Source organism: Georgenia thermotolerans (genome assembly GCF_009193185.1).
GTDB lineage: Bacteria > Actinomycetota > Actinomycetes > Actinomycetales > Actinomycetaceae > Georgenia > Georgenia thermotolerans.
The window spans coordinates 43,302-57,679 of sequence record NZ_VUKF01000015.1; the positions used below are offsets into that span (position 1 = coordinate 43,302).

The window sequence follows — 14,378 nt, forward strand, 5'->3', positions numbered from 1 at the left end:
GTAGACTCCCCGCATGAGGCAGCAGCTGGGCGAGGGCGGCGCCGCCGTGCCCGCGAGCGCCCCGCGCGAGGACTCGCCGCGCCGGCAAGTGCTGCTCGTCGACGCACCGCAGGCCCGCGTGCGCCGTCCGGCCGACCTCATCGCCCTCATCCTCTCGGCGGTCGGCATCGTCGTCGTGCTCATCCTCGCCGTCTACGCCAACGCCACCACCCAGGGCGTGACCAAGGACGTGCAGTCGGCCGTCGCCGACGTGCTGCGCCAGGTGCTGCTCGTGCCGGTCACGGTCCTGCAGGGCATCGTCACGCTCTTCGTGCCGCTGGCCGTCCTGGTCGACCGCCTCATCCGGCGCAGCTGGCGCTCGGCCCTCGAGGCGGCGATCACCGCCGTCGTCGCCGGCCTGCTCGCCGTCGGCGCGGTGTGGCTGATCGACGCCGTCGGCCCCTCCGCCCTCGTCACCGGCCTGACGATCAGCAACTCCCAGGGGCACACCCACATCGCGCTCAACCCGTTCGTCGCGGCCATCGCCGGGCTGCTCACGGCCGTGGGCGACCGCTCCCACAACCGCACCCTCGGCTGGTCCTGGATCCTGCTGTGGGTGGTCCTCGGCCTCGGCGTCGTCCAGGGAGAGCAGACCCTGCCCGGCGCACTCGTCACCGTGCTCCTCGGCCGGTGCGCCGGGCTGGGCATGCGGTACGCCTCCGGCGTGCTGCACGAGCGGGCCACCGGCGTCACGCTCGTGCGGGGGCTGCGCCGCGCCGGCGTGGACCCGGTGCGGGTCGTGCGGGTCGACCCGCTGCTCCCCAGCACCCCCGTCCAGGCCTGGACGGTGACGACGTCGGCGCCGATCGGCTACACCGAGAAGCTGCCGGAGGGCGCGGCGCCCGGGGTGGGCGACGCCGCCGCGGCCGCCGGGCACGAGGAGTACCACTCCTCCCGGCCGGGGCGGGACGCCGACCTCTCCCCCGCCGAGCTGCTCGCCGCGGTCGACCAGGAGGGCGGGACCGGCGACACGATCGTCCCCGACGTGCTGACCGACCCGCAGCAGATCCTCGCCGAGGTCGCCTCCTCCGCGGCGATCACGCCGGAGAGCGAGGGCACGCCGCGGCTGTACGCGGTCTGGGACGCGGACGGCCGCCGGCACGACGTCACCGTCCTCGACGGCGACCGGCACGTCGTCGGCTACCTCTCGGGGCTGTGGGAGAGCATCCGGCTGCGGGGCTTCTCCCGTCATCCGGCCCGGACCCTGCGCGAGGCCGCCGACAGCGCGGCGCTCATGGCCCTGGCCACCCGCGCCGCCGGGGTGCGCACCCCGGCCCTGATCGGGATCACCGAGGCGCGGGACTCGGTGCTCATGGTCACCGAGCACCTGCCCGGCAGCCGCCCGCTGGACGAGCTCGCCCCCGAGGAGATCGACGAGGACCTGCTCGACGAGGTCTGGGCGCAGGTGCGGGCGGCGCACGCGCGCGGCATCGCCCACCGCGACCTCCACGCCGGCTCGGTGGTGGTCGACCGCGACCGGCACGTCTGGCTCGTGAGCTGGGAGAACGGCGAGATCATCTCCACCGAGCTCGCCCGGCGCATCGACTTCGCCCAGCTCCTCGCCATGCTCGGCATGCTCGTCGGCACCGAGCGGGCCCTCGCCTCCGCCGCCCGGGTGCTCACCCGCGACCAGATGGCGTCCATGGCGCCCCTGCTGCAGCCGGTGGCGCTGCCCGGCCGCACCCGCGCCGCGGCGAAGGACCACAAGGACCTGCTCGCCAGCCTGCGCGCCGAGCTCGTCGACCTCATCCCGACGGCGGACGTCCCGCCGGTCCAGCTCGCCCGGTTCTCGCCGCGCACCGTCATCACGGTCACCGTCGGCGTCGTGGCGCTGTGGGTGCTGTTCGGGTCCCTGAACTTCCAGCAGGTCGCCGAGTCGGTCCGCGGGGCCTCGGTCGGGTGGATGATCGCCGCGTTCCTGCTCGGGATGACCACGTACGTCGGCTCGGCGATGTCCCTGGTGGCCTTCACCCCGGAGAAGCTCGGGCTGTGGCGCACCACCCTGGTGCAGATCGCCGCCTCGGTCATCGCCCTGGTGGCGCCGGCCGGGATCGGGCCCGCGGCGGTCGACCTGCGCTTCCTCACCAAGCAGAAGGTGGCCACCGCGATGGCCGCGGCCACGGTGGGGCTGGTGCAGCTGTCCCGGTTCGTCACCACCGTGCTGCTGCTCGTCGCCGTCGCCCTGGCCACCGGCTCGGCCGGCACGCTGGGGATGCCGTCGAGCTCGGTGGTCGTCGTCGTCGCCGGCGTCCTGGTGGTCGTGGGCGTGCTGTTCCTCATCCCGCGCCTGCGCGAGTGGGTGTGGGAGAAGGTCGCGCCGACCCTGCGCCAGGCGTGGCCGCGGCTGGTGTGGGTCGCGTCGAACCCCCGCCGCCTCCTCGTCGGGATCGCGGGCAACCTCATCCTCACCGCCGGGTACGTCGCCGCGTTCGGCGCCTCGCTCGCCGCGTTCGGTTACCAGCTGCCGCTGACGTCGCTGGCCATCACCTACCTGGCGTCGAACTCCCTGGGGTCGGTCATCCCCTCCCCCGGCGGCATCGGCCCGGTCGAGGCCGCCCTCACCGGTGGGCTGGCGCTGGCCGGCATCCCGGGCGCGACGGCGGTGTCGGTCTCGATCGTCTTCCGCCTGCTGACCTTCTGGCTGTGCGTGCCGCTGGGCTGGGCGGCCCTGCGGCTGGTGCAGCGCCGCGGCATCCTCTGACCCCGACCGGCGCCCCGGGAGCCGGCCGGACCGCTACGTTGGGCCGGGAACGCCCACGAGGGCCCGGACGAGGGAGTCACCCGGCATGAGTGTCGCCAGCGCGCCGTCCGCGGCGCTCGCGCCGCCCCGGCCGTCCTCGCCCGCCCTGCTCGCCCTGCGCTGCGTCCTCGCCGTCCTCCTCGCCCTGAGCTGGGCCAACACGCTGCGCCAGCCCGTGGAGCGGCCCCTCGAGCACCTCCTCGCGGACCTGGAGGCGGGATCTGTCGCCTCCGTGACGCTGCAACGCCCCGCCGGTCCCGACGCGTCCGGCGGCTTCGTCGTCGCCTGGACGACCACCGGTGGGCACCGCGCCTACGCCACCTACGTCGTCCCCGACGCCAGCGTCGAGTCCGGCCCCACCGGCGACGAGCAGGTGCTCGCCGCCGTGGACCGGTCCCCGCGCCCCGTGGCCCTGACCGTCCAGGACATGCCCATCCTCCCCGACAGCGGCCCGCTCGGCTGGCTCGCCGGGCTGGCCTGCTTCGCGGCTCTCTGCCTGCTCATCGCCGGCCCGCAACCGCACCTGGCGACGAAGTGGGCCTGGTTCTGGCTCGCCGGGGCCACGCCCCTGTGGATCGCCTTCCTCCTGCTCGAGCCCGTGCCTGCGTGGTCGCGCGCGGCGCCGGCGCCGCGGCGGCGGCTCACCGGCGGGTGGGCGTTCGTCCTCAGCCTCACCCTCCTGCCGGTCCTGCTCGCCCTGGTGGGACTGCCCCACCGCTGACCGCCGCCGTCCCCGCGCCCACCGCGACGCGGGCCGGCACCCCTCGGCGCGGGCGTGGAGGGCGCAGGTACCCTCGGACCGGCGGCCGCGATCGGCGAGAGGACTTCCATGGCTCGGCTGGAGGCGACCCAGGCCCCGCCGGGGCCGGGCGCCGTGCGGACCCCCGCCGACCGGTGGGTGCCCTGGGCGCTGGCCGGCGTCGTCGCCGCCCTCTACGCGACCTTCGCGGTGCTGCAGTGGCGGCTGCTCGAGTCCCCGTCGTGGGACCTGGGCATCTTCACCCAGCTCGCCCAGGCCTACGCGCACGGCCGGGCCCCGATCGTGACGATCAAGGGCGAGGGGTTCAACCTCCTCGGCGACCACTTCCACCCCCTGCTCGTCGTCCTCGGCCCCGCTTACCGGCTCTTCCCCTCCGGGCTGACGCTGCTCGTCCTCCAGGCGCTGCTGCTCGGGCTGTCGGTCGCGCCGGTCGCCGCGGTGGCCCGCGAGCACCTCGGCCGCCGCCGGGGCACCGTGCTCGGCGTGGCCTACGGCCTGAGCTGGGGCCTGCAGGGCGCCGTGGCGGCGCAGTTCCACGAGATCGCCCTCGCGGTGCCGCTGCTGGCCTGGTCGCTCGCCGCGTTCGTGCGGCGGCGCTGGTGGGCGTGCGCGGCGTGGGCCGCCCCGCTGGTCTTCGTCAAGGAGGACCTGGGGCTGACCGTGGCCGTCCTGGGCCTGGTCATCGCGTGGCGGGGCGGGGCGGACCCGGCACCGCCGGGAGCACCCGCCGGGGCCGTCGGGCCGCGCCGGCTCGGTCTCGGGCTGGCGACGTGGGGGCTCGCGTGGGTGGTCCTCGCGATCGGCGTCATCCTGCCGGCGCTCAACCCGCAGGGGCGCTGGGACTACACCGGGCGGCTCGGGTCTGGCGAGTCGGGCGGCCTCCTCGACCTCCTCCTCGGCGCGTTCGTCCCGGCGGAGAAGTACCTCACGCTGCTGCTGCTCGTCGGCGTCGCGGGCGTCGTCGGGCTACGCTCACCGCTGGCCTGGCTCGCCGTGCCCACGCTGGCCTGGCGGTTCCTCGGCAACGTCGAGTACTACTGGGGCTGGCAGTGGCACTACTCGGCGATCCTCATGCCGGTGGCCGCCCTCGCCCTGGTGGACGCCGTGACGGCGCGCTCCCGGGCGCTCGGCACCGAGACGGTGCGCGCCGCGGGCCCCCCGCCCTCGCCCGGCCGGGCCGGCGAAGCCCGCCGGCCCGGGCGGCTGGCGTGGCCGACGACGGCGACCCTCGCCGTCGCGGTCTCCCTCGCGACCACGCTCGTCATGCTGCCGTCGCTGCCGCTCACACGGCTCGCCGACCCCGCGACCTGGCGGCTGCCGGCCCGGCACGACGCCGCCATGGGGGCGCTGGCGGCCGTCGCCCCGGGCGCCACCGTGGAGACGGACATCTACCTCATGGCCTACCTCGTGCCCCGGGCGCAGGTGTACTGGGTGGGCAACCCCGGCAACCCGGCCCCGGACTTCGTCGAGCTCGACTCCTGGCGGCGCACCTGGCCCGACCGCGACATCACCGACGCCGCCGCGTTCGCGGAGGAGCGCCACCCGGGCACGGACTACCGGCTGGTGTACGACGCGGAGGGCTACCAGGTGGCCCAGCGGGTGCGCTGACCCGGCGGCCGAGGGCCTGCGAGGGCGCCTCGTCCGGTGGCTTACGGTGGGCGTATGTCCCTCCGTCGTCCCCGCGTGCCCGCCGTGCTCGCCGCCCTGCTGGTGGGCCTCCTCGCCCTCGTCGCCGCCCCGGCCCAGGCGCACGACGTGCTCCTGAACACCTCGCCCGCCGCCGACCAGACGCTCGGCGAGCGGCCCAGCGAGATCAGCCTGACCTTCAACAACGACCTGCTCGACAGCACCCAGGCGGTCGTCGTGACCGACGCCGGCGGGCAGAAGGTGGCCGAGGTCCCCGGCGTCGTCGCCGGCCCCACCGCGACCTTCGCCCTGCCCACGCCGCTCGGAGACGGGAGCTACGAGGTCACCTGGTCGGTCGTCTCCTCCGACGGGCACCGGATCGACGGCAAGTACGGCTTCTCCGTGGCGGGTACCGGCGCGGCGGAGCCGACCGCGGCGCCCGGCGCCGCGGCGTCGCCCAGCCCGAGCGAGGGCGCCGTCGTCACCACCCCCCAGCCCACCACCCAGCCGCAGCAGGGCGAGAACCAGAGCCAGGGCGGCTTCCCGGTGTGGGTCGCCGTCGTCCTCGCGATCGGCGTGGCCGGCGGGGTCATCGCGCTGGCCGTACGCAACTGGCCGCGGAAGGGCTGAGCCACCGCCGCGCCCGAGGCACCCGAAGCACCGACGGCCGCGATCTCGTCACCGAGATCGCGGCCGTCGACGTCGTGGAGCGGCTCAGTAGTCCTTGAGCTGGCCCAGCACCTCGGCGAGGATCTCGGGCGGCGTGCCGCCGGAGGTGATCTTGAAGCCGGCCTCGTCGTCCCCGAGCTCCTCGAGGGTGGCGACCTGGGAGTCCAGCAGGCTCGCGGGCATGTAGTGGCCCTTGCGGGAGGCGAGCCGCTCGGCGGTGAGGTCGACCGGCGGGGCCATGTGCACGAAGACCGTGCTGCCCTCCGCGCCGCGCAGCACGTCGCGGTAGCGCCGCTTCAGCGCCGAGCAGGTCACCACGGTGGACCGGCCGGCGCGGGCCTCGGCGGTCATCCAGTCCTGGATGGACTGCAGCCAGGGGGCGCGGTCGTCGTCGTTCAGCGGGGTCCCGGAGTGCATCTTGTCCCGGTTGGCCTGGCTGTGGAACTCGTCGCCCTCGGCGAAGACGTAGCCGAGCTTGCCGGCGAGCATCATCGCCAGCGTCGTCTTGCCGCCGCCGGAGACGCCCATGACGACGACGTGGCGCGGCCCCCGCGAGCGCTTGGGCAGCGGGGAGAGCTCGGAGGCGGGGATCTGGGTCATGACGGAAGGCTCCTCAGGACTGGGCTGAACGGACGGTATCCAAGCGCCGAGGTCACGCTCCACGACTTGCCAGCAGTTGCCGCTCGTCCACGCAGCGAAATGGATCACACCCCATGGGTCACACCCGTCACCGTGCTGCCCGCTCATCGGTCAGCCGTCACCGAATCAGGTGGGTGCGGTGTCGCGCAAGCCGGTCGTATCGTTGAGGCGCGCGTTCGCACCGCGGCGTCACACGCGCCGGTGTGGCTCCTGCGCGGCCCCGAACGCTGACCCCACGAGGCACGGCGACCCACATCGGGAGATCTCCATGGATGTCGTGATCAGGCACTACAAGGGCGCCTCCGAGCTCATCGACGAGCTGGTGCGCCGATCGGACGAGGTCGAGCAGCTGATTCGCGGGGTCCCGGGCTTCGTCGCCTACCACCTCGTGAAGACCGCCGACGGCGGCTTCAGCGTCAGCGTCTATCAGGACGCCTCCGGCACCCAGGAGTCGGTCAAGGCGGCCGCCGACTACATCGCGACGAACGTGCCGCAACTGAGTGTCTCCCCGCCCGAAGTCATCCAGGGGACGTCGGTCATCTCGTTCTCCGCGTGACCGCTGCGTCATCCCGCGCCACCCCGACCGGTGGCGCCGCGGCTGCCGGCCCGGCACCGGCGCCTAGGGTGAGGCCGTGCCGACCTCTCGCGAGCCAGTCCTGCTCACCGTGGGGCACGGCGGCCTCGACCGCACAGCCCTGACCGCGCTGCTGCGCTCGGCGTTCGTGGCCGAGGTGGTCGACGTGCGCCGCTTCCCCGGCTCGCGGACCAACCCCGACGTCCGCCGCGAGGCGCTGGAGGCCTGGCTGCCGGCGGCGGGGATCGGCTACCGGTGGGAGCCGCGCCTCGGCGGCCGGCGGCACCTGCGCCGCGAGGACCCCTCTCCCGACACCTGGTGGGAGGTCGACGCGTTCCGCGCCTACGCGGGGTGGACGCGCACGGAGGACTTCCGGGCGGCCTTCCGGGACCTGCTGACCGACGCGGCGCAGCGGCGCGTGGCCGTCATGTGCTCGGAGACGGTGTGGTGGCGCTGCCACCGCCGGCTCATCTCCGACGTCGCGGTCCTCGCCCACGGCGCCGAGGTGTGGCACCTCATGCCCGACGCCGCCCGCCGGGCCCACGTCGTCGCCGCGGGCGCCCGCCTGGCCGGGCCCGAGGAGGTCGTCTGGGACCGTCCGCGCGAGGAGGCGCCGTCGCCGTAGGCGCGGCGGCCGTCCCACGCGGGCCGCGATCAGAACGCGATGCCGTGCTCGGCGCGGTAGACGGCGAGCACGGTGTCGACGAACCGGGCCGTGCGCAGCGCACTCGCGCCCGTGCTCGGGCAGGTGCCGTGCCCGGTGAGCTCGTCGACCACCGTCTGGATGAGCGGCTGCTGGACCACCTCGGGGTAGGGCGCCTCGATGCGGCGCTCGCCGTCGGCGGTGCGCAGCACGAGCGGCTCGGTGCCGAAGGAGGAGAAGGTCAGCGACCCGGCGCTGCCGACGATCTCGACCTCGTCGCGCTGCTCCGCGACGTCGAAGGCCCACAGCCCCACGCCCTGCACCCCGGAGGTGAAGACGAAGGCGGCCGCGACGGTGTCCTCGGCGGGGTAGCGGCCGGCATGGTTGAAGGCGGCGCCGCTGACGGCGCCGATCGGGCCGAGGAGGTGGTCGAGCAGGTCCAGGGTGTGCGAGCCGAGGTCGACGAACAGCCCGCCCCCGGAGACCTCCGGCTGGACCCGCCAGGGCAGGTGGCCGGGCTCCCACATGCCCGGCACGCCCTGGGTGCGCACGCTGACCGCGTGGGGCGTGCCGATGGCGCCGTCGTCCAGGAGCCGCTTGACCGTGACGAACCGGGGCATGGCGCGGCGGTAGTACGCCACGAACAGCGGCACCCCGGCCCGCTCGCAGGCGGCGATCATCTCCTCGCACTCCGCGGCGGTGCGGGCCATCGGCTTCTCGACGTAGACCGGCTTGCCCGCCGCGGCCACCTTCAGGGTGAGGTCGCGGTGACTGTCCGGCGGGGTGGCGATGTAGACGGCGTCGACGTCGGGGTCGTTGATCAGCGCGTCGGCGTCGTCGTACCAGCGCGGCACCCCGTGCCGCCGGGCGTAGTCCTCGGCCTTCGCGCCGTCGCGGCGCATGACGGCGACGAGCTCGGACCGCTCGGCGCGCTGGAGCCCGGGCCCGCTCTTGCGCTCGGTGACGTCGCCGACGCCGAGGATGCCCCAGCGGACGGTCTGGGATGGGGTGTGTCTGGAGCGGCGCATGCCCCGAAACTACCGGGTCAGCGCGCGTCGACCGGCTCGCCGGCGGGGCCGTCGGTGAGCGAGGTGTCGAGCGCGGGCCCGCCGAGCGCCTGGCCCTCCCAGGTGACCGCCGTCCACCCCTCGGCCGGGGAGCCCTCGACCACGATGGCGCCGGTGTTGCTCACCGGGTTGGCGGCGACGAACTCCACCGGGAGGTTGTCGGTGCGGGCGGAGGTCCACGCGCGGATCGCCGCGCCGTGGCTGACGAGGACGGCCGTCCGCACGCCCGAGGCGGCGACCTCGGCGACGACCTCGTCGTAGCGGCCGAGGAACTCCTCGCCGCTCTCCCCGCCCGGCACCCGCACGTCGGTGTCGCCGGCGGGCCAGGCGAAGACCGCCTCGAGGTAGGCGCGCACGGAGGCGTCGTCCCCGAGCATCTCGAGGTGGCCGGCCCGCACCTCCCGGATGCCCTCGCGCACGACGACCTCGAGGTCGCGCGCCTCGGCGAGCGGGGCCGCCGTCTGCTGGGTGCGCACGAGCGTGGAGGCCCACAGCGCCTCCACCCGCTCGTCGGCGAGTGCCGCCGGCAGCGCGGCGGCCTGGCGCCGCCCGAGGTCGGTCAGATCGGCGCCCGGCGCGCCGGTGTCGAGGAGCCCACCGACGTTGGAGGTGGTCTGGCCGTGTCGGACGAGGATCAGTCGCATGCCGCCATCCTGTCATCCGCCCCCCGGCGAGGCCTGGGCCCGGCCGGCTCAGGAGAACAAGGTCATGCCGTAGACGGCGAAGACCACGAGGTGGGCCGCGCCGTGCGTCGCGGTGACCTTCGTGGTGGCGAACGTCGTCACCGACAGCAGGAGCGTGACGCCGAGGAGCAGCAGGTTGGCCGGCGACTCGGCGAGCACCACGGTCTGGCCGGTCAGGCCGCCGATGACGAGGACGGCGGGGATGGTCAGGCCGACGGTGGAGACCAGGGCGCCGTGGCAGAGGTTGCTCACGCGCTGCCCCTCCCCCGCCAGCGCGGCGCGCAGCGACGTGATCGACTCCGGAAGGAAGACGATCAAGGCGATGAGCACCCCGGACAGGGCGACCGGCGCCCCGAGACGCCCGAGCCCGTCGTCGAGCAGCGCCGCCATGTCGTGGGAGAGCAGAACGACGGGCAGGACCGTGGCGACGAGCAGCCCGGCCCGCAGCATCAGCTCGGAGCGGTGCTCGGCGATGACCCCGACGACGCCCGGGCGTCCGGTCCGCGAGGCCACCTCGCCGCGCGCGACCTGGCGGGCGACGACGCGCGGGTCGACCTCGCGGAAGTCGTCGGCCTGCGCGCCCATCTGCCGGACGAGGAAGAAGGCGTACAGGGCGAGGGTCACCACGACGACGGGGAGCTCCTGCCCCGGCGTGTAGGCGCCGTCGGTCCCGACCAGGGCCGGCAGCGCGAGGGCCAGCGAGCAGAGCACCACGAGCATCGCGAGGAAGGCGGAGGTGCCGGTGCGGTTGGGGCGCAGGCTCCCGTGCCGGATCCCGCCGACGAGCAGGCACAGGCCGATGACCAGGTTCAGGATGATCATCGACACGGCCATGACCGAGTCGCGGGCGATGGTCACGTGGTCGCCGGGTCCGAGCATGACGGCGGCGATGAGCACCACCTCGATCAGCACGATCGAGAGCGTGAGCACGAGGGAGCCGTAGGGGTCGCCGAGCCGGTGGGCGAGGTGCTCGGCCTCGTGGACCACGCCGAAGGCGCAGACCAGGATGACCCCGACGATGAGCACGAGCGCGGCCACCAGCAGCGGTGCCGGTACGGGCGGTGCGAGCACCGGGCCGGCGAGCGCCAGTGCGGCGACGGCGCCCCAACCGAGGACGAGGCGAAAGACTGCGGCGGGCGTGAGGATGGAGCGGACGAGAGCGGGCAAGGAGGCTCGGATCCTGGTTCCCGGGGCCGTCCCCGTGTCGTGCCGAACGAACGGGGCGTCCCGCTCGCAGGTTCTGTCACTCGCTGCTCGACACGGTACGTGACGGCGGCCGGGTCGTGCCGGATCGGTGACGGATCTGACCGCCTCGCATCCGTGACGGATCTGACCGCAGCCACGTCACCGCCCGCGGCGCGCGGCTCGGCTCCAGGAGGCGGCCAGGGATCCCGCCGCGCCGGCCCGCTCGTCCCGCGCCACCATGGCCGCATGGGCGGCAGCGGGCGCGAGGACCCGGCCGCCGCGCGCGTCGCCGCGGCGATGCGCGCCGTCGACCGCCGCGACTTCCTCCCCGCCTCCCAGCAGCGCTTCGCCCACGCCGACCAGGCCCTGCGCATCGGCCACGGCGCCACCTGCACCCAGCCGAGCACCGTGGAGGTCATGCTCCGGCTGCTCGACGCCCGGCCCGGGCACCGGGTGCTCGACGTCGGGTCCGGCTCCGGCTGGACGACGGCGCTGCTCGCCCGGCTGGTGGGGCCCAGCGGGGCGGTGGTCGGGGTGGAGATCGTGCCCGAGCTCGTCACCCTGGGCCGGGCGAACCTCCTGGCCGCGGGCCTGCCGGCGCGCATCGAGCAGGCGGAGCCGGGCCGGCTGGGCCGCCCCGAGGACGGACCGTACGACCGCATCCTCGTCTCCGCCGAGGCCCGGCGTGTGCCGCGCCGCCTCATCGAGCAGCTCAGCGAGACCGGCCGGATGGTGGTGCCGGTGCGCGGCGACCTCGTCGTCGTCGACCGCCTCGGCCCCGACCCCGGCGACGTGCGCACCCGGCGCTACGGGACCTACTCGTTCGTCCGGCTGCGTGCGACCGGCGAGGACTGAGCGGGCAGCGCCTGCCCCAGCCGCTGCCCGAACGCCGCGAGCGCGCCGGCGACCTCGGGCGAGCAGGTGATCGTCCACTCGTACTCCGGCGGGATCCACAGCAGCGCGGCGACCACCTCGGGCACCGACCCGCCGGCGATCTCCCAGTCCACGGTGCCGTCCGGGCCCTGAGTGGCCGTCTGCGCCCAGACCCCGAAGTAAGCGCGCACCTGCTCCAGCGGGGCCCGGAGGTGGACGACGGCGGTGTGCCGGCGGGCGAGCGCGCCATGCGCGGCCCGGACGAACTCGGCGGCGTCCTCGGCAGGCAGGTCGCGGGGCGCGACGCGGACGCCGGTGGGCAGCAGCGCGCTCATGCGGTCGATGCGGAAGGTGCGCCAGTCCGCCCGGTTCACGTCCCAGGCGACGAGGTACCAGCGCCGCCCGTACGGCACGAGCGCGTGCGGCTCGACGTGCCGGGCGGTCTCCGTCCCGGCGCGGTCGGTGTAGCGGAAGCGCAGCCGCTCGTGGTCGCGGCAGGTCAGGGCGAGCTGGGCGAGCAGGTCCGCGGCCACCCGGGCGCCGGGCCGGACGGCGGGGATGGTGTGCTCCTGGAGGGCCGAGACGCGGCGGCGCAGGTGGCGCGGGAGCACCTGCTCGAGCTTGGCCAGCGCGCTGAGCGAGGTCTGCTCGCCCGCGCCGACGCCCTGGATCGCCGCGGTGCGCAGGCCGACGGCGATGGCCACCGCCTCGTCGTCGTCGAGGAGCAGCGGGGGCACCGCCCCGCCGCTCTCGAGTTGGTACCCGCCGGCGCCGCCGGGCCGGGCGGCCACCCGGTAGCCGAGCTCGCGCAGCCGGTCCACGTCCCGGCGCAGCGTCCGCTCGCTGACCTCCATCCGGGTCGCCAGCTCGGGGCCGGACCAGAAGCGGTGGGTCTGGAGCAGCGAGAGGAGCCGCAGCGCCCGCGCGGTGGGATCGGACATGCCGGCAAACCTACGCCGCATCGCGGACAGGATCTGACCGCATGGGTTCCTAGCGTGGTCGGCATGGCGACTCCACCGATCATCAGCGCCCGGCACCTCAGCAAGCACTTCCGCGGCCCGGGCGGCGCCCGGGTCGAGGCGGTGCGCGACCTCACGATGGACATCGCGGAAGGCTCGCTGACCGCCTTCCTCGGCCCCAACGGCGCCGGGAAGTCGACCTCCCTGCGCCTGCTCACCACCCTCCTCGAGCCGTCCGGCGGCACGGCGACGGTGTGCGGCTACGACGTCGTGACCCAGTCGGCCCAGGTGCGGGCGCGGCTGGGCTACATCGGCCAGAAGAACGGCGCGGGCCTGTACCAGCGGGTGCGCGACGAGCTGACCAGCCAGGGCGCCCTGTACGGGCTGGGCCGGGCCGAGACGCGGCGGCGGGTGAACGAGCTCGTCGAGGCCCTCGACCTCGGCGAGGTCGCGGACCGCAAGACCATGCAGCTCTCCGGGGGCCAGAAGCGCCGGGTCGACATCGCGCTCGGGCTCATCCCGGGCCCGCGGCTGCTCTTCCTCGACGAGCCCTCCACCGGCCTGGACCCGCAGTCCCGCGCCCACCTGTGGGAGCACATCCTGGACCTGCGCCGCCGCTACGGCATGACGCTGCTGCTGACCACCCACTACCTCGACGAGGCCGACCAGTTCGCCGAGCGGGTCATGGTGGTCGACCAGGGCCGGATCATCGCCGACGACACCGCGCCGCGGCTCAAGGCGGACCTCGCCGGCGACCGCATCACCCTGACGCTCGCCGGGCCGTGGGACGGGGCGGACGCCGTCGTGCGCCGCGCCGCCGCCCGCACCGGCGTGGCCGAGCCCGAGATCGAGGCGAGCCCGACGGCGGACGGCACCCGCGTCGTCGTCCGCCTGGACTCCGGGGACCGGGTGCTCCCGGAGCTGATCACCGGGCTGCACGCGGCCGGGCACCGGGTGCTCGCCGCGGAGCTCGCCCGGCCCACCCTCGACGACGTCTTCCTCGGCCTGACCGGGCGCAGCCTGCGCGAGGAGGGCCAGGACAGCGACGTCCCCACCCCCGAGACCGCAGGAGCGATCCGATGACCACCGTGACCCAGCCCGCCGCCCGCCCGTCCGGGCCCGGCGCGGCCGACCCCCGCCCGTCCGGCCTGCTGCGCGACTCGCGCAGCGTCTTCGTCCGCGAGATGCACCCGATGCTGCGCGACCCGCTCAACATCGTCTTCTCGCTCATGCAGCCGCTGATGTTCGTCGCCCTCTACGCCCCGCTGCTCGGCGGCATGACGGGGGCGCCGATCGGGCAGGCCTTCCAGTGGTTCATCCCCGGGATCGTGGTGATGATCGCGCTGTTCGGCACGGCCATGACGGGGTCGAACCTGCTCTACGAGATCCAGAGCGGCGCGCACGAGCGGATGCTCGTCGCCCCGGTGGCCCGCTCGGCGCTGCTGGTGGGCCGGGCGTGCAAGGAGATGGTCCCGCTCGTGCTGCAGGCGGTGGTCATCACGGCGATCGCGGCGCTCTGGGGGTTCCGGCCCTCGCTGCCCGGGATGGTGGCCGGGCTGGTGGTGCTCGCGGTGTTCGGTCTGGGGCTCGGGGCGCTGAGCTACGCCCTGGGCATCGCCTCGCGGGAGCGGGACTGGATGTTCTGGACGGTGCAGCAGGGCCTGCTCTTCCCGCTCATGCTGCTCTCGGGGATGCTGCTGCCGCTGGAGAACGGGCCGCGGTGGATGCAGGTCCTCTCCGCCTTCAACCCGCTGACGTACATGGTCGAGGCGGAGCGGGCGCTGTTCAACGGCGCGTTCGGCGACCCGGCCGTGTGGCAGGGCGCGCTGGCCGCGGCGCTCACCGCCGTCGTCGGGCTGATCGTGGGCATCCGGCAGATGCGGCACAGCATCTGAGCGGCGGCGGGGGGCCGGGGAGGTGC

General features: G+C 75.0%; 14 protein-coding genes. 9 read left to right on the forward strand and 5 right to left on the reverse strand.

Features of this window, described 5'->3' with window-relative positions:
• Positions 1-13 precede the first annotated feature (13 nt).
• The 4 genes from GD970_RS08930 to GD970_RS08945 all read left to right on the forward strand — a co-directional run bounded on the left by GD970_RS08930 (position 14) and on the right by GD970_RS08945 (position 5,795).
• Entirely contained in the window at positions 14-2,740 is a 2,727-nt protein-coding gene (locus tag GD970_RS08930; protein ID WP_152202540.1) for a lysylphosphatidylglycerol synthase transmembrane domain-containing protein, read from the forward strand.
• Between the two features lie 85 nt (positions 2,741-2,825).
• Complete coding sequence (locus GD970_RS08935) at positions 2,826-3,500, forward strand: hypothetical protein (protein WP_152202541.1); 675 nt, start codon at positions 2,826-2,828, stop codon at positions 3,498-3,500.
• A gap of 108 nt (positions 3,501-3,608) precedes the next feature.
• Entirely contained in the window at positions 3,609-5,147 is a 1,539-nt protein-coding gene (locus GD970_RS08940) for a DUF2079 domain-containing protein (protein ID WP_152202542.1), read from the forward strand.
• Positions 5,148-5,201: 54 nt separating this feature from the next.
• Positions 5,202-5,795 (forward strand): copper resistance CopC family protein, encoded by a 594-nt coding sequence (locus GD970_RS08945; protein WP_152202543.1) that lies wholly within the window; start codon positions 5,202-5,204, stop codon positions 5,793-5,795.
• Positions 5,796-5,879: 84 nt separating this feature from the next.
• Here GD970_RS08945 and GD970_RS08950 read toward each other — a convergent pair whose 3' ends face one another.
• Positions 5,880-6,434, reverse strand: a complete 555-nt coding sequence (locus GD970_RS08950) for a gluconokinase (protein WP_152202544.1) — start codon at positions 6,432-6,434, stop codon at positions 5,880-5,882.
• Positions 6,435-6,741: 307 nt separating this feature from the next.
• Between GD970_RS08950 and GD970_RS08955 the strand changes: the two genes are divergently transcribed.
• Together GD970_RS08955 and GD970_RS08960 are read left to right on the forward strand one after the other, a co-directional pair.
• Positions 6,742-7,029, forward strand: a complete 288-nt coding sequence (locus tag GD970_RS08955; RefSeq protein WP_152202545.1) for an antibiotic biosynthesis monooxygenase family protein — start codon at positions 6,742-6,744, stop codon at positions 7,027-7,029.
• A gap of 76 nt (positions 7,030-7,105) precedes the next feature.
• Positions 7,106-7,672 (forward strand): DUF488 domain-containing protein, encoded by a 567-nt coding sequence (locus GD970_RS08960; protein ID WP_152202546.1) that lies wholly within the window; start codon positions 7,106-7,108, stop codon positions 7,670-7,672.
• Between the two features lie 29 nt (positions 7,673-7,701).
• Here GD970_RS08960 and GD970_RS08965 read toward each other — a convergent pair whose 3' ends face one another.
• The 3 genes from GD970_RS08965 to GD970_RS08975 are packed head-to-tail and all read right to left on the reverse strand — an operon-like array spanning position 7,702 to position 10,607.
• Positions 7,702-8,718, reverse strand: coding sequence for a Gfo/Idh/MocA family protein (locus GD970_RS08965; protein ID WP_152202547.1), 1,017 nt, complete (start codon positions 8,716-8,718; stop codon positions 7,702-7,704).
• Positions 8,719-8,735: 17 nt separating this feature from the next.
• The gene (locus tag GD970_RS08970) at positions 8,736-9,401 is read right to left on the reverse strand and encodes a histidine phosphatase family protein (RefSeq protein WP_152202548.1); all 666 of its coding nucleotides are present in this window, start codon (positions 9,399-9,401) and stop codon (positions 8,736-8,738) included.
• A gap of 48 nt (positions 9,402-9,449) precedes the next feature.
• Positions 9,450-10,607, reverse strand: coding sequence for a calcium:proton antiporter (locus tag GD970_RS08975; protein WP_152202549.1), 1,158 nt, complete (start codon positions 10,605-10,607; stop codon positions 9,450-9,452).
• A gap of 264 nt (positions 10,608-10,871) precedes the next feature.
• Here GD970_RS08975 and GD970_RS08980 point away from each other — a divergent pair, with 264 nt between their 5' ends.
• Positions 10,872-11,480: a protein-L-isoaspartate O-methyltransferase family protein gene (locus GD970_RS08980; RefSeq protein WP_152202550.1), complete on the forward strand. Its 609-nt coding sequence runs from the start codon at positions 10,872-10,874 to the stop codon at positions 11,478-11,480.
• On the opposite strand, the gene GD970_RS08985 is transcribed toward GD970_RS08980, so the two are convergent.
• Entirely contained in the window at positions 11,441-12,439 is a 999-nt protein-coding gene (locus tag GD970_RS08985) for a helix-turn-helix transcriptional regulator (RefSeq protein WP_152202551.1), read from the reverse strand. The genes GD970_RS08980 and GD970_RS08985 overlap by 40 nt on opposite strands.
• Positions 12,440-12,502: 63 nt before the next feature.
• Here GD970_RS08985 and GD970_RS08990 point away from each other — a divergent pair, with 63 nt between their 5' ends.
• Together GD970_RS08990 and GD970_RS08995 are read left to right on the forward strand one after the other, a co-directional pair.
• Positions 12,503-13,540 (forward strand): ATP-binding cassette domain-containing protein, encoded by a 1,038-nt coding sequence (locus GD970_RS08990; protein WP_152202552.1) that lies wholly within the window; start codon positions 12,503-12,505, stop codon positions 13,538-13,540.
• Positions 13,537-14,352 carry an ABC transporter permease gene (locus GD970_RS08995; RefSeq protein ID WP_152202553.1) on the forward strand — a complete coding sequence of 272 codons (816 nt, stop codon included), beginning with the start codon at positions 13,537-13,539 and terminating at the stop codon, positions 14,350-14,352. Before GD970_RS08990 ends, GD970_RS08995 begins: the two co-directional genes overlap by 4 nt.
• The last annotated feature ends 26 nt before the right edge of the window (positions 14,353-14,378 follow it).